Here is a 24,600-nt window from a genome sequence, read left to right on the forward strand (position 1 = left end):
CGGCCCCGGAGCCGTGGTCAGAGGCTCCGGGCAGTGATGTCGCCGTAGGAGGTCCTGGCCTCGATGCGCAGGCCGGGCGTGCCGTCGGTGTTCCTGAGCGCGTTGTCGATCCGGCCGTAGCCGGTGCCGGCGTCCAGGGCGGCGGACACTCCGCGGGCCGCGGTGACGGAGATGTCTCCGGCGCCGGTGCGCAGGGTGAGGGTGCCGCCGACCGCCTCGGAGACGCGGATGCCGCCCTTCTCGGTGCTGATCTCACCCGGGCCGCCCAGGCGGCCGACCGAGACGTCGCCGGCCTGGAGGGTGAGGCGGACGCTCGCGGTCTCGTCCAGCTCGACCGAGCCCGCCGCGCCCTCGAAGGTGACGTCGCCGAGTCGCCCGACGCCCCGGAACTCGGCGGCGGCCGTTCTCGCGTCGACGTGGGAGCCGGCGGGCAGGTGGACGGTCACCTCGACGGAGCCGGAGTTCCCGAGGACCCGGTTGGTCGCTTCCTGGACCTCGATCCGCAGGACACCGTCCGCGTAGGACACCTCGGTGGCCTCCGCCGCCTTCACGTCGCGGCTCTTCGAAGCATCCGCCGGCCGTACCTCGACCGTGGTGTCGGCCCGGTCGGAGGCGACGAGCCGGATGAGTCCCGCCGGGATGCGGGCGATGGCGGAGACCGGGGCGGGGGTGTCGAAGTTCTGCATCGTGCGCTCCTCGATGTCGTGTTTCCGATACGAGAAACGCTACGTTGCATTCGAATTTCGAGCAACGTCATTGTTGCGACGAATGGGCGCTCCCGCAGGTGAAGGTGGTGATTTCGTTGCAACGAGGCAGATTTGAATGCAACATTCTGGCCGTCGATCGTTGCAACGGCTTGGAAGTGAACGCTAGGGTGGGCGCACCACGGACCAGACGGAGGAGACCGCGATGCCGGGAGGCAGACTCACCCAGCAGGAACGTCAGCAGATCGCGCTGGGACTGGGCGACGGTCTCGCGTACGCGGAGATCGCCAGACGCCTCGACCGTCCGACCTCGACGATCACGCGTGAGGTGATGCGCAACGGCGGCCCCGCCGGCTACCGCGCCGACCTCGCCCACCGCGCCACCGAACAACGCACCCGCCGCCGCAGGCAGGCATCTCCCCGGGGGGCGGAGGCCTTCCCGCAGCCCCACGGCCGGGACGCCGCGGCGGTGAAGGAGTACGAGGAGGTCTTCACCACCGTCATCATGGCGTCGGGCACGCCCAGGATGATGGCCCGGGTGATGGCCTGCCTCTACATCACCGACTCGGGCAGCCTCACCGCCTCCGAGCTCGTCCAGCGCCTCCAGGTCAGCCCGGCGTCCATCTCCAAGGCCATCACCTTCCTGGAGAGCCAGGGCCTCGTGCGAAGGGAGCGCGACGAACGCCGACGCGAGCGGTACGTCGTCGACGACGACGTCTGGTACCAGGCGACGATCGCCAGCGCCCAGGCCCTCATGCAGGTCATAGAGACCGCACGGCAGGGCGTCGGCGTCCTCGGCCCCGGCACCCCGGCAGCGGTCCGCCTGGAGAACATCGCGCGCTTCCTCGACTTCATCGGCGAGAGCACGACCCGCGCGGCGGAGCAGGCCCGCGAGATCCTGTACGTGAAACCGGAGACGGCCACGGACGCCGCCGACGAGCCGCACCCGGACAACGGATGAACCGGGGCCCGGAGCGGTCCGGGCCCCTGCAGGCTCCCCCGAGGCGGCGTGCCGGCATGCGCCGAGTGGCGCGGTCACCGTCGGCCGGGAACGCAACAAATCAGCCCCTGACCCGTTGTCCCAGGTCAGGGGCTGATCATTCAGGGTGAGTAACGGGACTTGAACCCGCGACATCCTGGACCACAACCAGGTGCTCTGCCAGCTGAGCTATACCCACCATGTCGTCCGGTCGTTTCACTGACCGGCCGAGAAAAAGTGTACAGGGTCCGAGCGGGTGCTCGCGCCCGAGTTCCTCAGGGCCGTGTCACGGGCCCCGGAGGGCCCGTGACCAGCGGGTCTTCTACTGCTGCCCGGCGGACGGCGTGTGACGCGCCGCGATCTCCTTGGCGCGGGCGGAGTCCGGGCCGGGCTGCGGCACGAAGACCGCGTCCCGGTAGTACCGCAGCTCCGTGATGGAGTCGCGGATGTCGGCCAGCGCCCGGTGGTTGCCGTTCTTCTCCGGACTGTTGAAGTACGCCCTCGGGTACCAGCGGCGCGCCAGTTCCTTGACCGAGGACACATCGACGATCCGGTAGTGGAGGAAGCCCTCCAGGGACGGCATGTCCCGCGCGAGGAAGCCCCGGTCGGTACCGACCGAGTTTCCGCACAGCGGGGCCTTGCCTGGCTCCTTCACGTGCTCACGGATGTAGGCCAGGACCCGCTCCTCGGCGTCGGCCAGGGTGGTGCCCCCGGCCAGCTCGTCGAGGAGGCCCGAGGCGGTGTGCATCTGCCGCACCACCTCGGGCATGGTCTCCAGGGCCGCGTCCGGCGGGCGGATCACGATGTCCACCCCTTCGCCGAGCACGTTCAGTTCCGAGTCGGTGACCAGTGCGGCCACCTCGATGAGTGCGTCGTCCGCCAGCGAGAGCCCGGTCATCTCGCAGTCGATCCACACCATGCGATCGTTCATGGGCCCACCCTACGGGGCGCTGCGCTGCCCCGGCAGGGCCGGGCGACCCGGAACGTACGCCTCGGGAACCGCTCCCATGCGTTCCATACCGCCCCCCGGACCCGTGGTCGCGGTGACCGGCGCCGGGCCGGGAGAGGTCGCCGCGGCGGCCCGTCGGCTCGATGCCGTGCCCTGGACGGGCACGGACGTGTCGATCGACGCCGTGACGCTCTCCAGCACCCCGCCCTGCGGACGGCGTGCCCGGTACGCGGCACGGTACGCGGCGGGGGAGGAGCCCAGCTGGCGGCGGAAGTGCCCGCGCAGCGCCACCGGCGAGCGGAAGCCGCAGCGGCCCGCCACCTCGTCGACCGAGTAGTCGGAGGTCTCGAGCAGCCGCTGAGCCTGCAGCACGCGCTGGGTGATGAGCCACTGGAGCGGAGCGCTGCCCGTGAGCGAACGGAACCTCCGGTCGAAGGTCCGCCGGCTCATGTAGGCACGCGCGGCCAGCGTCTCCACGTCGAACTGCTCGTGGAGATGCTCCAGCGCCCAGGCCACGACCTCGGCGAGCGGGTCGGAGCCGATCTCTTCAGGTAAAGACCTGTCGAGGTAGCGCTCCTGACCGCCACTGCGCCGCGGCGGTACGACGAGCCTGCGGGCCAGGGCCCCGGCCGCCTCCGTGCCGTGGTCGGTACGGACTATGTGGAGGCAGAGATCGATTCCGGCCGCCGTTCCGGCCGAGGTGAGCACGTCGCCGTCGTCGACGAAGAGCTCACGCGGATCGACGTGCACCGACGGATAGCGCTTGGCCAGCGTCGGTGCGTACATCCAGTGTGTGGTGGCCGGACGGCCGTCGAGCAGGCCGGCCGCGGCGAGGACGAAGGCCCCCGTGCACAGACCGACGATGCGGGCGCCCTCCTCATGGGCGCGGCGCAGCGCGTCCAGTGCCTCTGCCGGCGGCGGGGAGGTGATGGACCGCCAGGCGGGCACCACGACGGTGCCGGCCCTGCTGATCGCCTCCAGGCCGTACGGTGCGCTGAGTTCGAGCCCGCCGGTGGTGCGCAGCGGTCCTTCCTCGCCTCCGCAGACCAGCAGGCGGTAGCGGGGAACGCCCGCGTCCTGCCGGTCGATTCCGAAAACTGAGAGCGGAATGGAGCTCTCGAAGATCGGGCCGCCGCTGAACAGCAGTACGGCTACTACTTCCCGGCGTCGCCGCCCGGTCAGTTTCCGTGCGGCCTCCGTTGCGGTGGCGGAGTCCTGGCTCATGACGCTAAGCCCCCCTCGGTGTTCGCGTCTTCCTGGTCCCTACGGGCCTGTCGCTCCTGCACGTTTCCCCTCGGTCTCGCACGGGTCCCAGTCCTCGACTCATGATCGAATCTACTGCGTTCCGTGGCGCCGACGTGACACGTTCCCCCACCGGCACTATGTCGACAAGGCAACTTGGCGCGAAGCGTTCGATCACGAAGCGTTTCACTGGCGAGCCCCACAGGGAAGTGCGCATCGCGATCATGGCTCGTCCCCATAGGGTCAAAGCCTACCGCGCGGTCTATTCCTTCCTGGTGGCACGCGGGTTGAGCCCTTGTGGCACCAAGGGAACGGGGTGTGGGCGAAGTTGGCTGAAAACCGATGGTTGCGTGCGCGTATTCCAGTCATGTGACCGGCGTACGCCCCCTGCGCTTAGGAGCCTCTACGCGCCTCAAGGGCCTCTCGAAGCCGTCCCGACCCCCCCCAGGTCGACAGCGTGCAATTGCACGATGGCAGGGCGTGACGCGACGGGCCGAGCGGGTGGGTGGTGCATTCGGCCGTCCGGCCGGAACCGGCGCGAGGGTCGCCGCGAGGGGGTGGCGGGAACACGTCCGAGCGTCCACGAGCTGGATGTACGACGCAACCGGCATTGCCATACCAGGGCGTTCTCCGGCATGCTCCCTGCATCGCCGCATGCGCTGTGCGAGGGCTGGGCAGTGGAGGAGTGGCGCCGTACCCTTGGGGGTAGGGGGTTGGGAAGATGTTTCCCGGACACAGCTTCACCGCTCGCAGGTACACCTCCAAACCGCTCTCCTCACGAGGACTCTCTTCGCCGAGACACCGATGGCCGGTCACGAAATCCCTGAACCCGCAGACCGCAAGCAGGTAGCCGACCCCGGGTCGGAACCGCAGACGGTCGCAGAGTCGCGCCCTTCCTGCGATCCCGCCTTCCGGCATGGCGTCGTGGTCGGCTTCGACGGCTCCATGTCCAGCGAGCGTGCCCTCGCGTACGCCATCGGAATGGCCCACCGGCACAGCTCCGGACTGATCATCGTCCATGTCGCCAATCGGCTGCCCACCACCGTCTGGGCCGGCTGCGAGCCGCCCGTTTTCGTCGACGTGCCCGACCACCGCACCGAGGTGCTCGGTCTGGAGCTGGCCTGCGCGGACTATCTCACCGAGGTCCCCTGGGTGCTCGTGGAGCGCGGCGGGGACATCTGCCACGAGCTGGAGGAGGTCGGCCGGGAGTACTCGGCCGACGCGATCGTCGTCGGGTCCACGCACGGCATCGTGGGCCGGATCTTCGGATCCGTGGCCGGCCGTCTGGCGCGTCGGGCGCAGCGCCCGGTCATCGTCATCCCCTGAGCGCCGAAAGGCCCCTGACGGAGCGTCAGGGGCCTTTCAGGTGCCGTCGGGCGGTGACGGACGGAGGTCCGCCGCTCCGCCGCCCGCCTACTCGACGGTGACGGACTTCGCCAGGTTGCGCGGCTTGTCGATGTCACGGCCCATGGCGAGCGCCGTGTGGTAGGCGAGCAGCTGCAGCGGGATGCCCATCAGGATCGGGTCCAGCTCGTTCTCGTTCTTGGGGACGACGATGGTGTGGTCGGCCTTCTCCTGCTCGCGGTGGGCGACGGCGAGGATGCGGCCGCTGCGGGCCTTGATCTCCTCCAGCGCCGCGCGGTTCTTCTCCAGCAGGTCGTCGTCCGGGACGATCGCGACGGTGGGGAGCGCGGGCTCGATGAGGGCGAGCGGGCCGTGCTTGAGCTCGGAGGCCGGGTAGGCCTCGGCGTGGATGTAGGAGATCTCCTTGAGCTTCAGGGAGGCCTCCAGCGCGACGGGGTAGCCCCGGACGCGGCCGATGAACATCATCGACTGGGCGCCCGCGTACTCCTCGGCCAGCTTCTTGATCTCGTCCTCGGACTCGAGGATCTGGCCGATCTGCTCGGGCAGCTTGCGCAGGCCCTCGATGATCCGCTTGCCGTCGGACACCGACAGGTCGCGGATCCGGCCCAGGTGCAGGGCGAGCAGCGCGAAGGCGACGACGGTGTTGGTGAAGCACTTCGTCGAGACGACGCAGACCTCCGGGCCGGCGTGGACGTACATGCCGCCGTCCGCCTCACGGGCGATCGCCGAGCCCACGACGTTCACGACGCCCAGGACGCGGGCGCCCTTGCGCTTGAGCTCCTGGACCGCCGCCAGCACGTCGTAGGTCTCGCCGGACTGGGAGACGGCGACGTACAGGGTGTCGGGGTCCACGACCGGGTTGCGGTAGCGGAACTCGGACGCGGGCTCCGCGTCCGCGGGGATGCGGGCGAGCTCCTCGATGAGCCCGGCGCCGATCATGCCCGCGTGGTACGACGTGCCGCAGCCCAGGATCTTGATGCGGCGGACCCCGCGGGCCTCACGCGCGTCCAGGTTCAGGCCGCCCAGGTGCACGGTGGAGAAGCGGTCGTCGATGCGGCCGCGCAGCACGCGGTCCACGGCGTCGGCCTGCTCCGAGATCTCCTTGTGCATGTACGTGTCGTGGCCGCCCATGTCGTACGACTCGGCCTCCCACTCCACGGTCGTGGGCGTGGCCGTCGTGGTCGAGCCCTCGGTGGTGTAGGTGCGGAAGTCGTCGGCCTTGAGGGTGGCCATCTCGCCGTCGTCGAGCGTGACGATCTGGCGCGTGTGGGCGACCAGGGCGGCGACGTCGGAGGCGACGAACATCTCCTTCTCGCCGATGCCCAGCACGACGGGGGAGCCGTTGCGGGCGACGACGATGCGGTCGTTGAAGTCCGCGTGCAGGACGGCGACGCCGTACGTGCCCTCGACCGACTTCAGCGCGTCGCGGACCTTCTCCTCCAGGGTGAGCGCCTGCGAGCGGGAGACCAGGTGGACCAGCACCTCGGTGTCCGTCTCGGAGAGGAACTCGACGCCGTCGGCGATCAGCTTGGCCCGGATCTCGGAGGCGTTGTCGATGATGCCGTTGTGGACGACCGCGACCTTGCCCTCGGCGTCCAGGTGCGGGTGGGCGTTCTCGTCGCTCGGGGCGCCGTGGGTGGCCCAGCGGGTGTGGGCGATGCCCGTGGTGCCGGCGAACCGCTTGGGCACGCGGGACTCCAGCTCACGGACCCGGCCCTTGGCCTTGACCATCTTCAGGGTGCCGGGCTTGCCCGCCGCGGCCTTGCCCGTGATGACCAGGCCCGCGGAGTCGTATCCCCGGTACTCCAGCCGCTGCAGGCCTTCCAGCAGCAGCGGAGCCACGTCACGCTTCCCGATGTATCCGACGATCCCGCACATGGATTCTCTGCCCCTCCATCGACGTACAAAAGTTCGGTGCCCGGCCCGCCGCCGATCGCTCAGCCGTAGACGATGCGGCGCAGCTGGCGGAGCGAGAGCTCCTGCGGCGCCACCGCGCGGTGCGGCAGTTCGGCCGCGACCCGCTCGAAGATCTCCGTGTTCACCAGGCCGCCGGCCTGCAGTTCGCGGTGGCGGCGGCGCACGAAGTCCTCGGTCGTCTCGTCGAAGTACGCCAGCACGTCGAGGATCACCCTGGCCGCCTCTCCGCGCTGGAGCGCGGTGGAGCGTACGAGGTGGTCGATGAGGTCGTCATGCGTGGGGCGGCGTTCGAGCACTCGTCGATATTGCGTGGAGCGATGCCTTTACGCAAGAAATCTGCCCGAAATCGGGCAAGGATCTCATTCAAGGGGGATCGAATGTCTGGAATGCGGAGAAGATTCTCGTCCGGCCCCGCCCGCGGAGGACGGGGCCGGACGCCCGCTCAGTACCCCGCGATCGGGTTCCGCAGCCTGCCGGTCAGCTGGAGCGCGCCCGCCGGATCCTCCAGATCGACCATCTGCCGGTTGTTCCGCAGCTGCAGCCGGTTCAGGCAGGACAGCGCGAAGTCCTCCGTGAACATGTCGTACTGCTCGAACTTGTCCGAGAGGTACGGCACCGACTCCTGGTAACCCCGGACGCACGCGGCGACCGTGCGCCAGAAGCCCTCCTCGTCGAGGACCCCCTCGGTGGCCAGGCCGGCGGCCAGGAAGCGGAAGAAGCAGTCGAAGACGTCGGTGAGCACCGAGAGCAGCTTCATGTCCTCGGGGACGTCGGCGCGGATCCGCTCGACCTGGGGCGGCAGCACCGCCTCCGGGTCCATGACGGCGATCTCCTCGGCGATGTCCTTGAAGACCGTCCGGCGTACGACACCGTCCTCGACGACCAGGATGACGTTCTCGCCGTGCGGCATGAACACCAGGTCGTACGCGTAGAAGCAGTGCAGCACCGGCACCAGGTAGGCGTCCAGGTAGCGGCGCAGCCAGTCGGCCGGGTCCAGTCCCGACTCGGCGATCAGGGCGCCCGCGACCGAGTGGCCCCCGGCGTCGGTGTGCAGCAGGGAGGCCATGGTGGCGAGGCGCTCGCCCCCGGTCAGGGAGGGGACCGGGCTCTCCCGCCACAGGGCGGCGAGCATCTTCAGGTACGGGGAGCCCTTGGCGGTCGCCTTCTCGTAGACCTGGTGGCGGTAGCCGATCGCGGCCCGCTCCCGGATGATCGAGAACCCGGCCCCGCGCAGCAGCTCGTCCCGCTCGACCAGGCCCGCCAGCCAGTCGTTGATCGCGGGGGTCGCCTCCATGTACGCGGCGGAGAGCCCGCGCATGAAGCCCATGTTCAGCACGGACAGGGCCGTCTTGACGTAGTGCTTCCCGGGGTGGTCGGCGTTGAAGAAGGTCCGGATCGACTGCTGGGCCAGGTAGGAGTCGTCGCCCTCGCCCAGGCAGACCAGGTGCTGCTGCGCGATCTCTCCGGCGAAGGTGACGGCGAGCTTGTTCCACCACTGCCAGGGGTGGACCGGGATGAGCAGGTAGTCGTCGAGGTCGAGCCCGAGGTCCTTCATCGTCCCGGCGAACCTGCCGAGGGTCTCCTCGCCGAGCTCTTCGGCGACAAGGGTGGGGTAGTCCAGCCCGGCCCCCGCCGTGAAGGTGGCGCGATCACGGCGGGCCGCCAGCCAGAGCAGCCGGATTCCGGTCGCGGCCTCGGGGGCGTAGGCGCGGTATTCGCCCACTCCGAAGCCGAGCCGGCCGTTGTTGGCGACAAAGCAGGGGTGACCCTCGGTCATCCCTGTCTCGACGGCCTGGAAACCGGCCACGGCGAGCTGGGCGGAGGTGGTCGGTTCCTTGGTCAGCTTGTACGCGGTTCCGGCCAGGGTGGAGGAGATCTCCTCCAGGTACACCGGCAGGATCTCCGCCGACAGACCCAGCGTGGCACGGAACTCGACGAAGAAGTCCAGGGCGTCCAGCGCCAGCTCCGAGCCGTGCCGGTGGCGCGTGATCGACCCGGCGTCGACCTGCCAGTGGTCCAGAGCGAAGCGGCGGGCGGCGAAGCGGTACTCGACGGTCCCGTCGTCGCTGCGCACGACGTGACGGCCGTCGTCCAGCGGGGCGGGGTCCAGCAGCCGCTCGTGGGAGAACTCGGCCAGCGCCTTGCGGATCAGCTGCCGGTTGGCGACGGCCCAGCGCTCGGGCGTCAGGTGGTCGACCGCGGTGGACGCGGGGTGGGTGGTCATCGTTCTGCTCCAGTGGTCGCGGCCTCGAACTGCTCACGGGTGCAGGCGCTGAGCAGGGCCTGCTTCTCCGGCTTGGTGATCTCCCGGATCACCTCGAAGCCGACTGCCTTGTTCAGTGCCTGCACCGCGTGGTTGGTGACGTCCGGTTCGACGACGACCCGGCGCACCCCCGGGTCGGCGAACAGCGTCTCCATGACGGTGGTGATCACGGCCAGGGTGAAGCCGTGCACGGGGGTCTCGGGCGGGGCGACCAGGAAGTGCATCCCGATGTCTCCGGGCTCCGCCTCGTACAGCCCCTCGAGCTCGACCTCGGTGGGGTCGTAGCGCTCCATGAGGAAGGCCGGCCGGCCCTCGTGCAGGCCGATGAAGGCGTCGTGGTGGGGGTGGGCGGCTATCGCCGTGTACTCCCGCTCGATGTCCTCCAGCCGGGCGTCGCCCATCATCCAGAAGGCCGACCTGGGGTGGGTGACCCACTCGTGGACCAGTTCCGAGTCGGACCTGCCGTCCTTCCCGTCGCCCCTCCTGCCGGGAGAGGGATCCATGGGGCGGACGGAGAAGGCCCCGGTCCGTCGCGTGCGGGTCATGCGGCGAACTCCTGGAACGCGACGGACTTCTCGACCGGGTAGTACTCGCGGCCGAGCAGCTCGCCGATGATGTACGCGTTGCGGTAGGCACCCATGCCCAGGTCGGGCGAGGTGATCGAGTGGGTGTGCACCCCGGCGTTCTGCAGGAAGATCCCGCGCCCGGTGGTGTCGATGCTGTAGTTGCGGGCCACGTCGAAACGGCCCCGGGAGTCGTACCGGATCCGGTCCTTGACGGGCTCCAGGAAGGCCGGTTCGGTGTACCGGTACCCGGTGGCGAGGACGAGGCCCTCACTGTGCAGCTCGTAGTCCCTGCCCTGTTCCTCCTGGCGCAGTCCCAGGGTGTACGTCCCCGTCGACGCGTCGTGACTCGCGCTCCGCAGCGCGGAGTTGGTGAGCAGCCGGGTGGCAACGGGGCCGTGCAGGCTCTTCTGGTAGAGCAGGTCGAAGATGGCGTCGATCAGCTCGCCGTCGATGCCCTTGAAGAGGCTCTTCTGGCCGGACTCCAGCCGGTAGCGGGTGTCCTCGGGCAGGGCGTGGAAGTAGTCCACGTACTCCGGTGAGGTCATCTCCAGGGTGAGCTTGGTGTACTCCAGCGGGAAGAAGCGGGGCGAGCGCGTCACCCAGTTCAGCCGGTACCCGTGCGCGTCGATGTCGGACAGCAGGTCGTGGTAGATCTCCGCCGCGCTCTGCCCGCTGCCCACCAGGGTGATGGACTCCTTGGCCTGGATGTTCGCCTTCTCCCGCAGGTAGCGCGAGTTGTGCAGGAAGTCGCCGCCCAGCCCCTGGCAGGCCTCCGGGACGTACGGCGGGGTGCCGGTTCCCAGGACCAGGTGGCGGGCGCGGAACGCGCTGTCGGCGGTGCGGACGGTGTACAGGCCGTCGCCCTCGTCGTACGTAACCGACTGTGCGGTTTGGTTGAAACGGATACTGCTCAGTTCGGCCGCCGCCCACCGGCAGTAGTCGTTGTACTCGATGCGCAGCGGGTAGAAGTTCTCCCGGATGTAGAACGAGTAGAGCCTGCCCCGCGCCTTCAGGTAGTTCAGGAAGGAGTAGGGGGAGGTCGGGTCGGCCATCGTGACCAGGTCCGACATGAACGGGGTCTGGAGATGGGCCCCTTCCAGGAACATCCCCGAGTGCCACTCGAAGTCCGGCTTGGACTCCAGGAACAGCCCGCTAAGCTTCTCGATCGGCTCGGTCAGGCAGGCCAGTCCCAGGTTGAACGGGCCGAGGCCGATCCCGATGAAGTCGTACGGGGCGGTGCGGGGATCAGCAAGCGCGGTCAAGGGACTCTCCCAGGTACTGCTCGGCGTGGCCGGCGATCAGATCGAGGACGGCGGCGATGTCGGCCGTGGTCGTCTCGGGGTTGAGCAGGGTGAACTTCAGGTACTGGCCGCCGCCGACCTTCGTGCCCGCCACCACGGCCTCACCCGAGGCGAACAGGGCCTTGCGGGCGTACAGATTGGCCCGGTCGACGTCGGCGGACGTCCGGACGCGGTCCGGGACGTAGCGGAAGACCAGGGTGGACAGCCGCGGCTCCACCACGACGTCGTAGCGCGGGTCGGCGGCCAGCAGCCGCCAGCCCTCGGCGGCCAGGTCACACACCTCGTCGAAAAGCTGCCCGACACCGTCCGCGCCCATGGTGCGCAGCGTCATCCACAGCTTGAGCGCGTCGAACCTGCGCGTGGTCTGCAGCGACTTGTCCACCTGGTTGGGGATGCGTTCCCGGACGGTCCGCTCCGGGTTGAGGTATTCGGCGTGGTAGGTCGCATGACGCAGCGTGGACCGGTCGCGGACCAGCACGGCGGACGAACTCACCGGCTGGAAGAAGGACTTGTGGTAGTCCACGGTGACGGAGTCGGCGCGATCGATGCCGTCGAGCAGCTCCCGCCGGGTGGGAGAGGCGAGCAGACCGCAGCCGTAGGCGGCGTCGACGTGCATCCACGTGGCGTGACGGTCGCAGAGCGCGGCGATCTCGGGCAGCGGGTCGATGGAGCCGAAGTCCGTGGTTCCGGCGGTGGCGACGACGGCCATCGGCACGGCGCCCTCGGCCGCGCAGCGTTCGAGGGCCGCGGCCAGCGCGACGGTCTGCATGCGTTTATCGCGGTCCACGGGGACGGACACGACGGCGTCCGGGCCGAGGCCGAGGAGTTTGGCCGACTTCTGGACGCTGAAGTGGCTGCACTCGGAGGTCAGGATACGCAGTCTGCCGAACTCCTCCGGACGGAGCTTCGCCTCCTCGCGTGCCAGCAGCAGCGCGTGCAGGTTGGACTGTGTGCCGCCGCTGGTGAAGACGCCGTCCGCGGCCGGCCCGAGACCGATGCGGTCCGCCGTCCAGTCGATCAGCCGGCGCTCGATCAGCGTGCCGCCGGCGCTCTGGTCCCAGGTGTCCAGCGAGGAGTTGACGGCGGAGAGCACCGCCTCGCCGACCACCGCGGGGATGACCACGGGGCAGTTGAGGTGCGCGAGGTAGCGGGGGTGGTGGAAGTACACGGCGTCGCGGAGATAGACCTCGCCGAGCTCGTCCAGCGCGGCGGCGGTGTCGCCGAGCGGACGGTCCAGATCGATGGCGTCGATGACGGGGCCGAGCCCGTCGGCGTCCATCCCGCTGAACGGGCGCTCGACGGAGGCGAATCGGGCCGCGACCTGTTCGACTCCCGCGGTGACGGAGCGACGGTAGTCCTCCGCCGTCGTGCGGTTGAGCAGGTGGGAACGCATGAGGGGGGCCTCCCGGGTGGGGACGTCGTCGCGGCCCTCCGGGCAGAAGGAAGGGGGACGAGGGTGCGACGATTAAGTTAGGTAAGCCTAACCTAACGATTCTCGCGCCCTCGTCCCCCTGGGGGTCCGTCACAGGAACCCCACAAGACACGCAGGGGTGTTACGCGGCGGCCCGCGCCGCCTGCTCGATCCATACGTACGGGGTGCCGTCGGGCAGTTCCTCGGCGCGCACGGCGTCCACGGCGGAGGGGGCGCCTTCCTTCCGCACCAGCCAGGTGATCCGTACGTCTGCCTCGGTGCGGATGTCCAGGCGGTCCGGGGTGTGCGGAACCTTCAGCCGGGCGCGGGCCCTGGTGCCGGCCGGCAGCCACTCCAGTGCCGACGACGCGGCGGGCAGCGCCGTCTCGTCGGCGCAGATCAGGACGTGGCCGGTGTCCCGCGGCGGCTGGAAGCGGACACCGATGTGCGTCTCGCCGGTGGGGCCCAGGACGGTGAGCCGCTGCCCCGGTACGGCGGCCTCGGTCCGGCCCGGAGACGCTCCGGGCCGGACCCGGGGGTCAGCCGACCTTCTTGGCCTTCTCGATGGCTTCGGCGAGGGCGTCGAGGATCGGAGCGCACTTGTCGTAGGAGTAGATGGGCTCCGTCGTGCGCGGGATGACCTGACCGGCCTTCACGGCGGGCAGCTTCGCCCAGGTCGGCTTGGAGGTCAGGGCGTCGGGCTGCAGGGCCGAGGAGCGGTTGTCCATCATGATGATGTCCGCGTCGTACTTGTCGACGTTCTCCCAGCTCAGCTCCTCGAAGAAGCCGGCCTCGTTGACCTTCGGCTCGACGAACTGCACGCCGAGCTCCTGGAAGTACAGGGTGTCCGCGGACGTCTTGGCGAGCGAGACGTAGAACAGGTCCTGGCTGGCCGAGCCCACCAGGACCTTGATGTTCGGCTGGGACTTGGCGGCGGCGCGCAGGCGGGCCGCGGCCTTCTCGAAGGCGGCCTTGGCGTCGGTGACCTTCTTGGCCTTGACGTCGGCGCCGAGGGAGGCGGCGAGGTCCTCGTGGCGCTGGATCGCCTTCGGGACGGTGGTCTGCGCGGCCCACAGGGCGACGCTCGGGGCCAGCTCGAGGATCTTGTCCTTGGACTGCTCCGGCACGTACCAGAGGGCGTCCTTCTCCCACATGGCGGTGACGAGGAGTTCCGGCGCGAGCCCCGCGTACTTCTCGACGTTGAACTCGCCCCAGACGTTGCCGAGTACCTCGACCTTGCTGATGTCGAGGTCGCCGGCCTGTACGTCGGCCTTGCCGTCCGTCGTCTTCGTCGGGCCGAAGACGCCCTTCACCTCGACGCCGTAGTCGTGGAGCGCGGCGGCGACACCGATGAACGCGACGATGTTCTTCGGCGTGGACTCGGCCTCGGCCGTCTGCCCGCGGTCGTCCTTGAAGGACCAGGGGCCGGATTTCTCCGCACCCGAACCCGAGGTGGAGCCCTTCTCGTCGCTGTCGCCGCATGCCGCGAGGACGGCACCGAGACCGACGGCGCCACCGACGGCCAGCAGGCCGCGGCGGGAGAGTGAGCTGGTCCGGAGGACGGTCATGAGTGTGTCTGCTTTCGTACGCGCCGCAGGGCGCCCGCTGACGATTTGAGGGAAGGCTAGCCTAACCTCACATATGGCGGGCGAGGGGGGCAAGGGGGAGCGGCTGTTCCGTTGCCCACGCACGCGCGAGCCTCCCTCCCCGGCCGGGGACGGAGGCTCGTGAGATGCCCGGTCAGCCGCAGGCCGGCTGAGGGCGCGGGTCCGTGCGTCAGGCGTCCATGCCCAGCTCCCGGGCGATCAGCATCCGCTGCACCTCGCTCGTGCCCTCGCCGATCTCCAGGATCTTGGAGTCGCGCCACATCCGGGCCACCGGGTACTCGTTCATGAAGCCGTACCCGCCGTGGATCTGTGTCGCGTCCCGTGCGTTGTCCACCGCCACCGTCGACGAGTACAGCTTGGCGATGGCCGCCTCCTTCTTGAACGGCTCACCCGCGACGAGCCGTGAGGCCGCGTCACGCCAGCCGATCCGGGCCATGTGCGCCCGGGTCTCCATGTCCGCGATCTTGAACTGGATGGCCTGGTTGGCGCCGATCGGCTTCCCGAAGGCGTGCCGTTCCTTCGCGTACTTCAGCGACTCGTCGACACAGCCCTGCGCCAGGCCCGTCGACAGTGCCGAGATGGCGATCCGGCCCTCGTCCAGGATCCGCAGGAACTGCGCGTATCCGCGGCCCTCCTCGCCGAGCAGGTTCGCCGCCGGGACGCGGACGTCGGAGAAGGACAGCTCACGGGTGTCCGAGGCGTTCCAGCCGACCTTGGAGTACGGGGCGGCCACCGTGAAGCCGGGGGTGCCGGACGGGACGATGATCGCGGAGATGCGCGGGGCGCCGTTCTCCTTGCGGCCGGTGACCGCCGTCACCGTCACCAGTTCCGTGATGTCCGTACCGGAGTTGGTGATGAAGCACTTGGAACCGTTGATCACCCACTCTCCGGCGGCCTCGTCCAGGACGGCCGTCGTCCGTGTGCCGCCCGCGTCCGAGCCGCCGTCCGGTTCCGTCAGCCCGAACGCGCCCAGCGCCTCTCCCGCGCAGAGCTTCGGCAGCCACTGCCGCTTCTGCTCCTCCGTGCCGAACCGGAAGACGGGCATGGCGCCGAGCGAGACACCGGCCTCCAGGGTGATCGCGACGGACGAGTCGACCCGGGCCAGCTCCTCCAGGGCGATCCCGAGGGCGAGGTAGTCGCCGCCCATGCCGCCGTACTCCTCCGGGAACGGCAGGCCGAACAGGCCCATCCGGCCCATCTCCCGCACGATCTCGTAGGGGAACTCGTGGCGTTCGTAGAAGTCGCCGATCTTCGGGGCGATCACATCGTGTGCGAACTCCTCGACGGTGCGACGCAGTTCCTCGTGCTCGGCGGTCAGCCGGTGGTCAAGGGACATGGGTGCTTCACTCCTTGTGGGACAGCGCGCGGACGGTACGGGACGGGCTCGGACGGCCCAGTTGTTCGGCCATCCACACGCTTGTGGCGGTGAGTACGCCGAGATCGACCCCGGTGTGGACACCGAGGCCGTCGAGCATCCACACGAGATCCTCGGTGGCGAGATTGCCGGTCGCACTCTTCGCGTACGGGCAGCCGCCGAGGCCGCCCGCGGAGGCGTCCACCGTCGTCACCCCGTGCTGGAGCGCGGCCAGGGTGTTGGAGAGCGCCTGACCGTACGTGTCGTGGAAGTGCACCCCGACGGTGCCGGTGGCCACACCCGCGTCGTTCAGCCCGGAGAGCAGTTCCCGCACATGGCCCGGGGTGGCGACGCCGATCGTGTCGCCGAGGGAGAGCTCGTCGCAGCCGAGGTCCATCAGTGCCTTCGCGACCCGGACGACCTGCGGGACGGGAACCGCGCCCTCCCACGGATCGCCGAAGCACATCGACAGATAGCCGCGCACGTGCACCCCGGCGTCCTTGGCCCGGGCCACCACCGGCTCGAACATCGCGAGGGACCCGTCCACCGTGCGGTTGAGGTTGCGCGCGGCGAACGTCTCCGTGGCCGAGCCGAACACGGCGATCCGGCGGGCACCGAGCGCGAGCGCCCGGTCCAGGCCGTGTTCGTTCGGCACGAGGACGGGGAGTGCCACGTCCCCGACATCGGCGATCTCGCCCAGCATCGGGAACAGCTGCTCCGCGTCGGCCAGTTGGGGCACCCACTTCGGGTGCACGAAGCTGGTCGCCTCGATCGTGGAGAGCCCCGCCTCCGCGAGCCGGCGGACGAACTCCGCCTTCACCTCGGTGGGCACGACGGACTTCTCGTTCTGCAGTCCGTCGCGGGCGCCGACCTCGTGGATACGGACCCGGTCCGGGAGCCCCCGCGCGGGCACCGTCATGGGCAGTCCGGTGTCGGTCACGATTCCTCCCTCGGGGCCACCACGGCCAGGATCTGGTCCATGGAGACCGTGGCACCGGCGCTGACGTCCAGCTCGGTGACCGTCCCGGCGTGCGGGGCGGAGATGACGTGCTCCATCTTCATCGCCTCGACGACCAGCAGGCTCTGCCCGGCCGCGACCTCGTCCCCGACGGCCACCTTCACCACCGTGACGGTCCCGGGCATGGGCGCGGCGAGCGTGTCCGCGCCGGAACGGCCCGCGCCGCCGAGGGACGCCTCGACCGGGTCGTGGTCCTGGACGTGCCAAGTGTCGCCGTCCCGTCCGAGCCAGACCCCCTCCGGGGACGACGCCCGGCTGAACGTGTGCGTCAGACCGTCGAGTTCGATCACGACGCGCGCCCCGGCCGCCTCCACGAGCCGGGCCCTCTCCGCGCCGGGCAGCGACGGAACCGGCCCGCACGCGTCCACCGGCTCCTCCCGGTCCCCGGCGTGACCGAACGTCAGCGAGGCCGATCCCGCCGTCGCCGTACGCAGTCCCACGCGCACCGGGTCGTGGCCCGGCACACGGAAGTGGTGGAAGGTCTCCGCGGGGGTACCGCCCAGGCGCCAGCCGCTCGGCACCGAGAACGGGTCCACCCAGCCGGACGCGGGCTCGGGGGACGGCTGCCGCAGCAGCGCCGCCACCGCGTACACCTCCTCCGGCACCCCGTCCGGCACCAGGCCGTCCGCCTCGCGCTCCACGAGACCGGTGTCCAGATCGCCCGCGGCCACCGCCGGATGGGCCAGCAGCCGCCGCAGGAAGCCCGCGTTCGTCGGAACGCCCAGCACCACGGTGTCCGCGAGCGCCGCACGCAGCCGGCGCAGCGCCGTCGGCCGGTCCGGGCCGTACGCGATGACCTTCGAGAGCATCGGGTCGTAGGTGCTCCCGACCGGCACGCCCTCGCTGAGCCCCGAGTCCGTCCGCAGCCCGCCGCCCTGCGGCTCGTGCAGGGCGAGCACCGTGCCTCCGGACGGGAGGAAGCCGCGAGCCGGGTCCTCCGCGCAGACCCGGGCCTCCACGGCGTGCCCGGTGAGGGTGATGTCGGCCTGCGCGTACGGCAGCCGGACACCGGAGGCGACCCGCAGCTGCCACTCCACCAGGTCGAGGCCGGTGATCAGCTCGGTGACCGGGTGCTCGACCTGGAGGCGGGTGTTCATCTCCATGAAGTAGTACGAGGAGGGGTCGTTGCCCGGGACGATGAACTCGACCGTCCCCGCCCCGACGTAGCCGCAGGACCGCGCCGCCTGCACGGCCGCCTCGCCCATCGCGGCCCGGGTCTCCTCGTCGAGCAGGACCGAGGGAGCCTCCTCGATGATCTTCTGGTGGCGGCGCTGCAGGGAGCACTCGCGCTCGCCGAGGTGGACCACGTTGCCGTGTCCGTCGGCCAGGACCTGGATCTCGATGTGGCGCGGCCGGTCGATCCACCGCTCCACGAGGAGCGTGTCGTCGCCGAAGGAGGCACGCGCCTCGCGCCGGGCCGCAGCGATCTCGTCGGCCAGCAGCGCCTCCTCGCGCACCAGCCGCATGCCCTTCCCGCCGCCGCCCGCCGACGGCTTCAGGAGGACGGGCATCCCGATCTCCCGCGCCGCGGCGCCCAGCCGGGCGTCGCTGAGCCCGCTCCCGGAGGAGCCGGGCACCACCGGGACGCCGGCCGCGGCGACGGTCTCCTTGGCGCGGATCTTGTCGCCCATCAGCGAGATCGCCGGAGCGGGCGGGCCGATGAAGACCAGCCCCGCCTCCGCGCAGGCCCGCGCGAAGCCCGCGTTCTCGGCGAGGAAGCCGTATCCCGGGTGGACGGCCTCGGCGCCCGTGCGGCGGGCGGCGTCCAGCAGCCGCTCCACCGACAGGTAGCTCTCCGCGGCGGGCGCGGGCCCGATGCGTACCGCCGTGTCCGCCTCCCGGACGTGCCGGGCGTCCGCGTCGGCGTCGCTGAAGACGGCGACCGACCGCACTCCGAGCTCGCGCAGCGTCCGGATGACCCGGACCGCGATCTCGCCACGGTTGGCGACCAGAACAGTGCTGAACATGGAAGTCCTCACATCACATCCGGAAGACGCCGAAACTGGGCTCACCCAGCGGGGCGTTGGCACACGCGGTCAGGGCGAGCCCCAGCACCTGCCGGGTCTCCGTCGGGTCGATCACACCGTCGTCCCAGAGCCGGGCGGTGGCGTAGTAGGCGTTGCCCTGCTGCTCGTACTGCGCGCGGACCGGATCCTTGAAGGCCTCCTCGTCCTCGGCCGGCCACTCCTCGCCACGGCCCTCGATCTGGTCCCGCTTGACGGTGGCCAGCACGGACGCGGCCTGCTCGCCGCCCATCACCGAGATCTTGGCGTTCGGCCACATCCACAGGAACCGCGGCGAGTAGGCCCGGCCGCACATGGAGTAGTTCCCCGCGCCGTACGACCCGCCGACGACGACCGTCAGCTTCGGCACCCGCGTGCACGCCACGGCCGTCACCATCTTGGCGCCGTGCTTGGCGATGCCCCCGGCCTCGTAGTCCCGGCCGACCATGAAGCCGGAGATGTTCTGGAGGAACACCAGGGGGATGCCGCGCTGGTCGCACAGCTCGATGAAGTGGGCGCCCTTCTGGGCGGACTCCGAGAACAGGATCCCGTTGTTGGCCACGATGCCGACGGGGTGGCCGTGGATGCGGGCGAAGCCGGTGATCAGCGTCTGGCCGTACTCCGCCTTGAACTCCTGGAAGCGCGAGCCGTCCACCACCCGGGCGATGACCTCCCGCACGTCGTAGGGCGTACGCGAGTCGACGGGCACCGCGCCGTACAGCCCGGCCGGATCGGCCTTCGGCTCCTCGGCGGGCTCCACCGACCAGGGGAGCGGACCGCGCTCCGGGAGGGTCGCGACGATGTTCCGCACGATCCGCAGCGCGTGGGCGTCGTCCTCGGCGAGATGGTCGGTGACCCCGGACGTGCGCGCGTGCACCTCGCCGCCGCCCAGCTCCTCCGCCGTCACGACCTCACCGGTGGCCGCCTTCACGAGCGGTGGCCCGCCCAGGAAGATCGTGCCCTGGTTCCGGACGATGACCGCCTCGTCGCTCATGGCCGGGACGTACGCCCCGCCCGCCGTGCACGAGCCCAGCACCGCCGCGATCTGCGGGATGCCGGCCCCGGACATCCGGGCCTGGTTGTAGAAGATCCGGCCGAAGTGCTCCCGGTCGGGGAACACCTCGTCCTGCATCGGGAGGAACGCGCCCCCCGAGTCCACCAGGTAGACGCACGGCAGCCGGTTCTCCAGGGCCACCTCCTGCGCGCGCAGGTGCTTCTTCACCGTCATCGGGTAGTACGTGCCGCCCTTGACGGTCGCGTCGTTGGCGACGATCACGCACTCGCGGCCACTGACCCGCCCGATCCCGGCGATCACCCCGGCCGCCGGGGCCGCTCCGCCGTACAGCCCCTCGGCCGCGAGAGGCGCCAGCTCCAGGAAGGGCGAGCCCGGATCGAGCAGCGTGTCCACCCGCTCCCGGGGCAGCAGCTTGCCGCGGGCCACATGCCGGGCGCGGGCCTTCTCACCCCCGCCGAGCCGTGCCGTGGCGAGCCGCGTGCGCAGCTCCTCGGCGAGCGCGTGATGCGCCGCCTCGTTGGCCTGCCAGGCCTCCGAGGCGGGATCTGCCGCGCTCACCAGGACCGGTGCCTGCTGCATCCTGTCGAGCCCCCTTGCCCGTACCGCAGTAGTCCGATGAGAGTTAATGAACGTTAACGAACGCTGCTCAGGTTAACGAGCGCTAACCCGCCTGTCTAGAATGAATCCTCATGAGCACCCATGCCGCCGCCCGTGTCGCGGCTCCCACCCGCCGCGAGCAGATCCTCAGGGAGGCGGCCCGCCTCTTCGCCGAGCGCGGCTTCCACGGTGTCGGGGTCGACGAGATAGGGGCCGCGGTGGGTATCAGCGGCCCCGGCCTCTACCGCCACTTCCCCGGCAAGGACGCGATGCTCGCCGAGCTGCTCGTCGGCATCAGCGAGCGCCTGCTGGCCGGCGGCAGGCTGCGTGTCAGCGAGGACGGCGCCTCCCGCGGCGGCTCCCCGGACGCCCTCCTGGACGCCCTCATCGAGGGCCACATCGACTTCGCGCTGGACGACCGCCCGCTGATCACCCTCCACGACCGCGAGCTGGACCGCCTGCGCGACACCGACCGCAAGCGCGTACGCCAGCTCCAGCGGCAGTACGTCGAGGTCTGGGTCGACGTCGTACGCGCCCTCTACCCGGCGCTCGCGGAGAACGAGGCCAGGGTCACCGTCCACGCGGTGTTCGGCCTGCTGAACTCCACCCCCCACCTGACCCGCCCCGAGGCCCTTCCTGACCGCACGGCCACCGCCGCCCTGCTGCACCGCCTCGCGCGCGGCGCCTTCGAGGCGGCGTCCTCGTAGGCGGTGTCCGCACACCCCCGCCGTCACCCGGACGGGGGCACGCCGATCCCGCCCGTCGGGACACCGGGCACACACCGCGTCCCCGACGGCACAATGGGTGCATGCCGATACCCAGCCGCGCTGCCCTCGTCGAGCACCTCGTCCGCACCCGCATCGCGGGCGACGTCGCCACCCCCCGCGACAACAACCTCTCCCACTACCGCCAGCTCGCCAACGGCAACCGCCACTTCTGGCTGGGGCTGGAGCTCGGCGACCGCTGGCGCGACGAGCAGGACGTGCTGGCCGTGATGGCCGAGAGGTGCGGGGTCAACGACGACCCCGAGCACCGCCAGGGGCAGGACACCATCGACCCGGAGCTGACGGTCGACGCCCTCGACCGGATGGCGGCGCGGCTCCGCAAGGCGGCCGCGGCCGGGGAGCGGGTGCTGCTCGCGACCGGTCACCCCGGCGGGCTGCTCGACGTGCACCGGCAGACCGCGAACGCCCTGCGGGAGGCCGGATGCGAGATCGTACGGATCCCGGGCGGCGTGATGGCGGACGAGGGCATGGTCTTCCAGTTCGCCGACGTGGCCGTCCTGGAGCGTGGCGCGACCCTCTGGCACACGCACTCGCCGGTCCCGATGGCCGCCATCCTCGACGGCCTGGAGCGCGAGGGCCGGCCGCGCCCCGACCTGGTCGTGGCCGACCACGGCTGGGCCGGCTGCGCCGGGCAGCGCGGCATCGACTCGATCGGCTACGCGGACTGCAACGATCCCGCACTCTTCCTGGGCGAGGCGGAGGGCACCCTCCAGGTCACCGTGCCCTTGGACGACCACGTCGCCGACCCGCGCTACTACGACCCGATGACCGACTACCTGCTGGACGCGGCCGGGCTGCTCCCCTCCGTCGAACGGGCCTGACGCCGGTTCACCGCCGCGGCCGCCGGTTCACCGCGGGGAGCGGGGGCGGTTCTCCTCGCGCCAGTCCCGGGGCGAAACGCCGTAGGCCTTCCTGAAGACCTTGCTGAAGTGGGTCGCGTCCACGAAACCCCAGCTCCGCCCGACCGCCGCTATGGTCCGGGACCGCCCCTGGGGGCCGGCCAGTTCCCGCTTGCACTCCTCGAGGCGGTGCGAGCGGATCCAGTCCCCGAGGGAGATGCCCGACCGGGCCAGCACGGTGTAGAGGTGACGCACCGAGATGTCGTGCGCGGCGGCGATCCGCGCGGCGGACAGGTCGCTGTCGGCCAGGTGCGCCCGCATGTACCGCCTGATCCGCAGGCTCAGCGTGGCCTCCATGGGCGCCCTGGCCAGGTCCTGGCTTCCGAGCTGGGTCGCCACGACGGCACGCACGAGTTCGATGCTGGGTTCCGCGACGGCGTCCGCGTGCGGACCGCTGCGCAGCCCCGCGCTGACGACCAGCTGGGAGAAGTACGTGGAGGCGAGGCCTGCCACGGGATTGCCGGGACCGAGGGTGACCGCGGTGACGTCCCGGAGGGCCCGCTCGGGCAGCGCGAGCGAGGAGCGGGGGAATCGGACGAAGTGATGGTCCACCCCCTCGTCGAACAGGAGCGTGTAGGGGGAGACCGTGTCGTAGAGCGCGAGGTCCCCCGGCCTCAGCAGGGCCTGACGGCCGTTCTGCACCACCATGCTGGTGCCCGACACCTGCAGACCCAGGAAGACGGCCGGTTCCTCGTCCTCCCGTGCCAGGCGAGGGGTCCGCCGTATGGTCATCGAGGTCGCCCGTGCCGAGCAGATCCCCAGAGGGCCCGCGGTGTCCAGCCCGATGTGAGCCGCGAGGTCGTCGGGCGGCAGGTGGTGGTCGATGTCGATCCGCACGAGGGATTCCCACACCGCGTGCCGGATCGTCTCCTCACGGTCCCGGGCCGGGATGTCCGCGGTGTCCAGGACCTGGCTCATGATCCACCCCCTGGACGCGCACGATCCGGGCAGCAGGATGACAGGGTTCCGCCGCCCCGCGCAACGCTGCCGGGGGATCCCCGGGCCGGTACACCGTGCTCGGCCGGACACACGCCGACGACGGGCGGTGGTGCGACCGTCCCGTCGAGCGCGCGCGAGCGACACAGTTCCGTGCACGGCTGACACAGTGCGCACCCCCTGTCCGCCCTAAGGTCTGTCGGGCAGGCCGCGACCGGACCGGAGGGGTCCGGACCGCGGCGGTCGTGGCTGCCCCCGGCGGGGGCGGGGTGCAGCTCACGACGCGGCTCCGCTCCACCGGTCACGGGGGTGTGGAGCGCAGCCGCGTCGGGACCCGCGACGGTCAGCCCCGTCGCGGGCGCAGGCGTACGGGGACGGAGCGGTGGCCGTTGCTGATAAGCGAGGCCACCGGCCCCGTGTCCCCTTCCCCGGGGGCGAGCGCGGCATCGGGGAAACGGTCGAAGAAGGCCTCCAGCGCGATCTCCGCCTCCATCCTGGCCAGCGCCGCGCCCAGGCAGAAGTGGATCCCGTGACCGAAGGCCAGGTGCTCCTTCGTGATCCGGGTGACGTCGAAGGCGTGCGGGTCCCGGTGCCAGCCGGGATGGCGGTTGGCCGCGGCGTAGGAGGCGAGGATCGCCTCACCCTTCGCGATGGTCCGCCCGTCCGGCAGCTCGATGTCGGTCACGGCGAACCGCAGCGGAAGGTGCTTCACCGGCGGGGAGTGACGCAGCGTCTCCTCCACCACGTCCGTCCACGACGCACGGCCCTCACGGACATGGGCGAGCTGCTCCGGGTCCGTGAGCAGGCGCGTCACGGCCTGGTCGATCAGGTTCACGGTCGTCTCGTAACCGGCGTTGATCATCAGGAGGAGCGTGTCGCGCAGCTCCTCCTCGGCGAGGCCCCGGCCGTCGGCGTCCTCCTCGCCCAGCGCGATCAGCACGGACGCCATGTCCTCACCCGGGTCGGCACGCTTGGAGGCGATGAGCGCGTCGAGCATGGCGTACAGCTGCTCGGTGTTGGCCGCGGCCTCCTCGGGGGTGAGCGTGGTCGAGAAGACGTCGTTGACCAGGGAGCGGAACTCGTTGCCCCGGTCGTCGGGGACGCCCAGCAGCCGGCCGATGACCGCGATGGGCAGCGGATAGGCCAACCGGTCGCGCAGATCGGCGACTTCACCGTCGGGGGTGGCCTCCAGGGCGTCCAGGAGCTGTTCCACGATGCCTTCGACGGTCGGCCTCATGGCCGCGACGCGCCGCGCGCTGAACGCGGGCGCGACGGTGCGCCGCAGACGGCGGTGGTCGCCCCCGTAGGCGGTGAACATGTTCGTGGCGGCGACCCACAGGGCCAGCGGCCACGTCCGGACGGCCTCGTCGAAACCGGGCCAGTGCCGGCGTCCGTCCTTGGACACCTCAGGGCTGGTCAGCAGTTGCTTGAGCAGAACCGGGTCGCTCACCGACCACGCCTCCACCCCGAGGATGTCGATGCGTGCGGCGGGACCCTGGGCGCGTAAGAGCTCGTGCTCGGCGTCCGCGTCGCGGGCTGCCGGGTCGAGGACGATGGGGGCGGGATGCTGGGGCACGGACGGTTCTCCTCGGTAGGGAAAGAGATCGCCACGGTTCTACCCCTCGCGGCGGGCGCGGACCCCGCCTCTCGTGGCACCTTCGCAGTCCCGCGCACGCCCGGACCGCCCGC

20 protein-coding genes, 1 tRNA gene and 1 pseudogene are annotated in these 24,600 nt (G+C 70.7%); 4 read left to right on the forward strand and 18 right to left on the reverse strand.

The window, feature by feature from the left end; genetic code table 11:
* Positions 1-17: 17 nt before the first annotated feature.
* Positions 18-686 carry a DUF4097 family beta strand repeat-containing protein gene (locus IA22_RS0101120; RefSeq protein WP_015577270.1) on the reverse strand — a complete coding sequence of 223 codons (669 nt, stop codon included), beginning with the start codon at positions 684-686 and terminating at the stop codon, positions 18-20.
* A gap of 223 nt (positions 687-909) precedes the next feature.
* Here IA22_RS0101120 and IA22_RS0101125 point away from each other — a divergent pair, with 223 nt between their 5' ends.
* Positions 910-1,665, forward strand: coding sequence for a GbsR/MarR family transcriptional regulator (locus tag IA22_RS0101125; RefSeq protein ID WP_015577269.1), 756 nt, complete (start codon positions 910-912; stop codon positions 1,663-1,665).
* 144 nt (positions 1,666-1,809) lie between these two features.
* On the opposite strand, the gene IA22_RS0101130 is transcribed toward IA22_RS0101125, so the two are convergent.
* From IA22_RS0101130 to IA22_RS0101140, 3 genes are all read right to left on the reverse strand, one after another.
* Positions 1,810-1,882: transfer RNA gene (locus IA22_RS0101130), tRNA-His, on the reverse strand.
* 123 nt (positions 1,883-2,005) lie between these two features.
* Entirely contained in the window at positions 2,006-2,614 is a 609-nt protein-coding gene (orn, locus tag IA22_RS0101135; RefSeq protein ID WP_015577268.1) for an oligoribonuclease, read from the reverse strand.
* A gap of 9 nt (positions 2,615-2,623) precedes the next feature.
* Positions 2,624-3,856, reverse strand: a complete 1,233-nt coding sequence (locus IA22_RS0101140) for a helix-turn-helix domain-containing protein (RefSeq protein ID WP_014156126.1) — start codon at positions 3,854-3,856, stop codon at positions 2,624-2,626.
* 822 nt (positions 3,857-4,678) lie between these two features.
* On the opposite strand from IA22_RS0101140, the gene IA22_RS0101145 reads away from it, so the two are divergent.
* Entirely contained in the window at positions 4,679-5,200 is a 522-nt protein-coding gene (locus IA22_RS0101145; protein WP_030122463.1) for a universal stress protein, read from the forward strand.
* A gap of 87 nt (positions 5,201-5,287) precedes the next feature.
* On the opposite strand, the gene glmS is transcribed toward IA22_RS0101145, so the two are convergent.
* The 12 genes and pseudogenes from glmS to IA22_RS0101205 all read right to left on the reverse strand — a co-directional run bounded on the left by glmS (position 5,288) and on the right by IA22_RS0101205 (position 20,273).
* Complete coding sequence (gene glmS / locus IA22_RS0101150) at positions 5,288-7,117, reverse strand: glutamine--fructose-6-phosphate transaminase (isomerizing) (protein WP_014156128.1); 1,830 nt, start codon at positions 7,115-7,117, stop codon at positions 5,288-5,290.
* 59 nt (positions 7,118-7,176) lie between these two features.
* Positions 7,177-7,452 carry a hypothetical protein gene (locus IA22_RS0101155; protein WP_014156129.1) on the reverse strand — a complete coding sequence of 92 codons (276 nt, stop codon included), beginning with the start codon at positions 7,450-7,452 and terminating at the stop codon, positions 7,177-7,179.
* A gap of 146 nt (positions 7,453-7,598) precedes the next feature.
* Positions 7,599-9,380, reverse strand: a complete 1,782-nt coding sequence (locus IA22_RS0101160; RefSeq protein WP_030122464.1) for an IucA/IucC family protein — start codon at positions 9,378-9,380, stop codon at positions 7,599-7,601.
* Positions 9,377-9,964 carry a GNAT family N-acetyltransferase gene (locus IA22_RS0101165; protein WP_030122465.1) on the reverse strand — a complete coding sequence of 196 codons (588 nt, stop codon included), beginning with the start codon at positions 9,962-9,964 and terminating at the stop codon, positions 9,377-9,379. The genes IA22_RS0101160 and IA22_RS0101165 overlap by 4 nt, the downstream gene beginning before the upstream one ends.
* On the reverse strand, positions 9,961-11,247 hold the full coding sequence (locus tag IA22_RS0101170; protein WP_030122466.1) for a lysine N(6)-hydroxylase/L-ornithine N(5)-oxygenase family protein: 1,287 nt from the start codon (positions 11,245-11,247) through the stop codon (positions 9,961-9,963). The genes IA22_RS0101165 and IA22_RS0101170 overlap by 4 nt, the downstream gene beginning before the upstream one ends.
* Complete coding sequence (locus tag IA22_RS0101175) at positions 11,231-12,679, reverse strand: pyridoxal phosphate-dependent decarboxylase family protein (protein ID WP_015577263.1); 1,449 nt, start codon at positions 12,677-12,679, stop codon at positions 11,231-11,233. Before IA22_RS0101175 ends, IA22_RS0101170 begins: the two co-directional genes overlap by 17 nt.
* Before the next feature lie 187 nt (positions 12,680-12,866).
* Positions 12,867-13,193: pseudogene (locus IA22_RS34975) on the reverse strand (siderophore-interacting protein); the annotation flags it as partial.
* Between the two features lie 43 nt (positions 13,194-13,236).
* Positions 13,237-14,265 (reverse strand): ABC transporter substrate-binding protein, encoded by a 1,029-nt coding sequence (locus tag IA22_RS0101185; protein ID WP_030122467.1) that lies wholly within the window; start codon positions 14,263-14,265, stop codon positions 13,237-13,239.
* A gap of 208 nt (positions 14,266-14,473) precedes the next feature.
* Positions 14,474-15,640 carry an acyl-CoA dehydrogenase family protein gene (locus tag IA22_RS0101190; RefSeq protein ID WP_014156135.1) on the reverse strand — a complete coding sequence of 389 codons (1,167 nt, stop codon included), beginning with the start codon at positions 15,638-15,640 and terminating at the stop codon, positions 14,474-14,476.
* Between the two features lie 7 nt (positions 15,641-15,647).
* The gene (locus IA22_RS0101195) at positions 15,648-16,577 is read right to left on the reverse strand and encodes a hydroxymethylglutaryl-CoA lyase (RefSeq protein ID WP_078640055.1); all 930 of its coding nucleotides are present in this window, start codon (positions 16,575-16,577) and stop codon (positions 15,648-15,650) included.
* A 17-nt stretch (positions 16,578-16,594) separates the two neighbouring features.
* On the reverse strand, positions 16,595-18,643 hold the full coding sequence (locus IA22_RS0101200; RefSeq protein WP_030122469.1) for an ATP-binding protein: 2,049 nt from the start codon (positions 18,641-18,643) through the stop codon (positions 16,595-16,597).
* Positions 18,644-18,656: 13 nt separating this feature from the next.
* Positions 18,657-20,273, reverse strand: a complete 1,617-nt coding sequence (locus IA22_RS0101205; RefSeq protein WP_014156138.1) for a carboxyl transferase domain-containing protein — start codon at positions 20,271-20,273, stop codon at positions 18,657-18,659.
* Between the two features lie 110 nt (positions 20,274-20,383).
* Here IA22_RS0101205 and IA22_RS0101210 point away from each other — a divergent pair, with 110 nt between their 5' ends.
* Both IA22_RS0101210 and IA22_RS0101215 read left to right on the forward strand, forming a co-directional pair.
* Positions 20,384-20,998: an SACE_7040 family transcriptional regulator gene (locus IA22_RS0101210; protein WP_014156139.1), complete on the forward strand. Its 615-nt coding sequence runs from the start codon at positions 20,384-20,386 to the stop codon at positions 20,996-20,998.
* Positions 20,999-21,099: 101 nt separating this feature from the next.
* The gene (locus IA22_RS0101215) at positions 21,100-21,897 is read left to right on the forward strand and encodes a phosphatase (RefSeq protein ID WP_030122470.1); all 798 of its coding nucleotides are present in this window, start codon (positions 21,100-21,102) and stop codon (positions 21,895-21,897) included.
* Positions 21,898-21,924: 27 nt separating this feature from the next.
* Here IA22_RS0101215 and IA22_RS0101220 read toward each other — a convergent pair whose 3' ends face one another.
* The gene (locus IA22_RS0101220) at positions 21,925-22,893 is read right to left on the reverse strand and encodes an AraC-like ligand-binding domain-containing protein (protein ID WP_030122471.1); all 969 of its coding nucleotides are present in this window, start codon (positions 22,891-22,893) and stop codon (positions 21,925-21,927) included.
* A 361-nt stretch (positions 22,894-23,254) separates the two neighbouring features.
* Positions 23,255-24,487, reverse strand: coding sequence for a cytochrome P450 family protein (locus IA22_RS0101225; RefSeq protein WP_030122472.1), 1,233 nt, complete (start codon positions 24,485-24,487; stop codon positions 23,255-23,257).
* Between the last annotated feature and the right edge of the window lie 113 nt (positions 24,488-24,600).

The sequence above is a fragment of the Kitasatospora papulosa genome (genome assembly GCF_000717245.1).
Lineage (GTDB): Bacteria > Actinomycetota > Actinomycetes > Streptomycetales > Streptomycetaceae > Streptomyces > Streptomyces papulosus.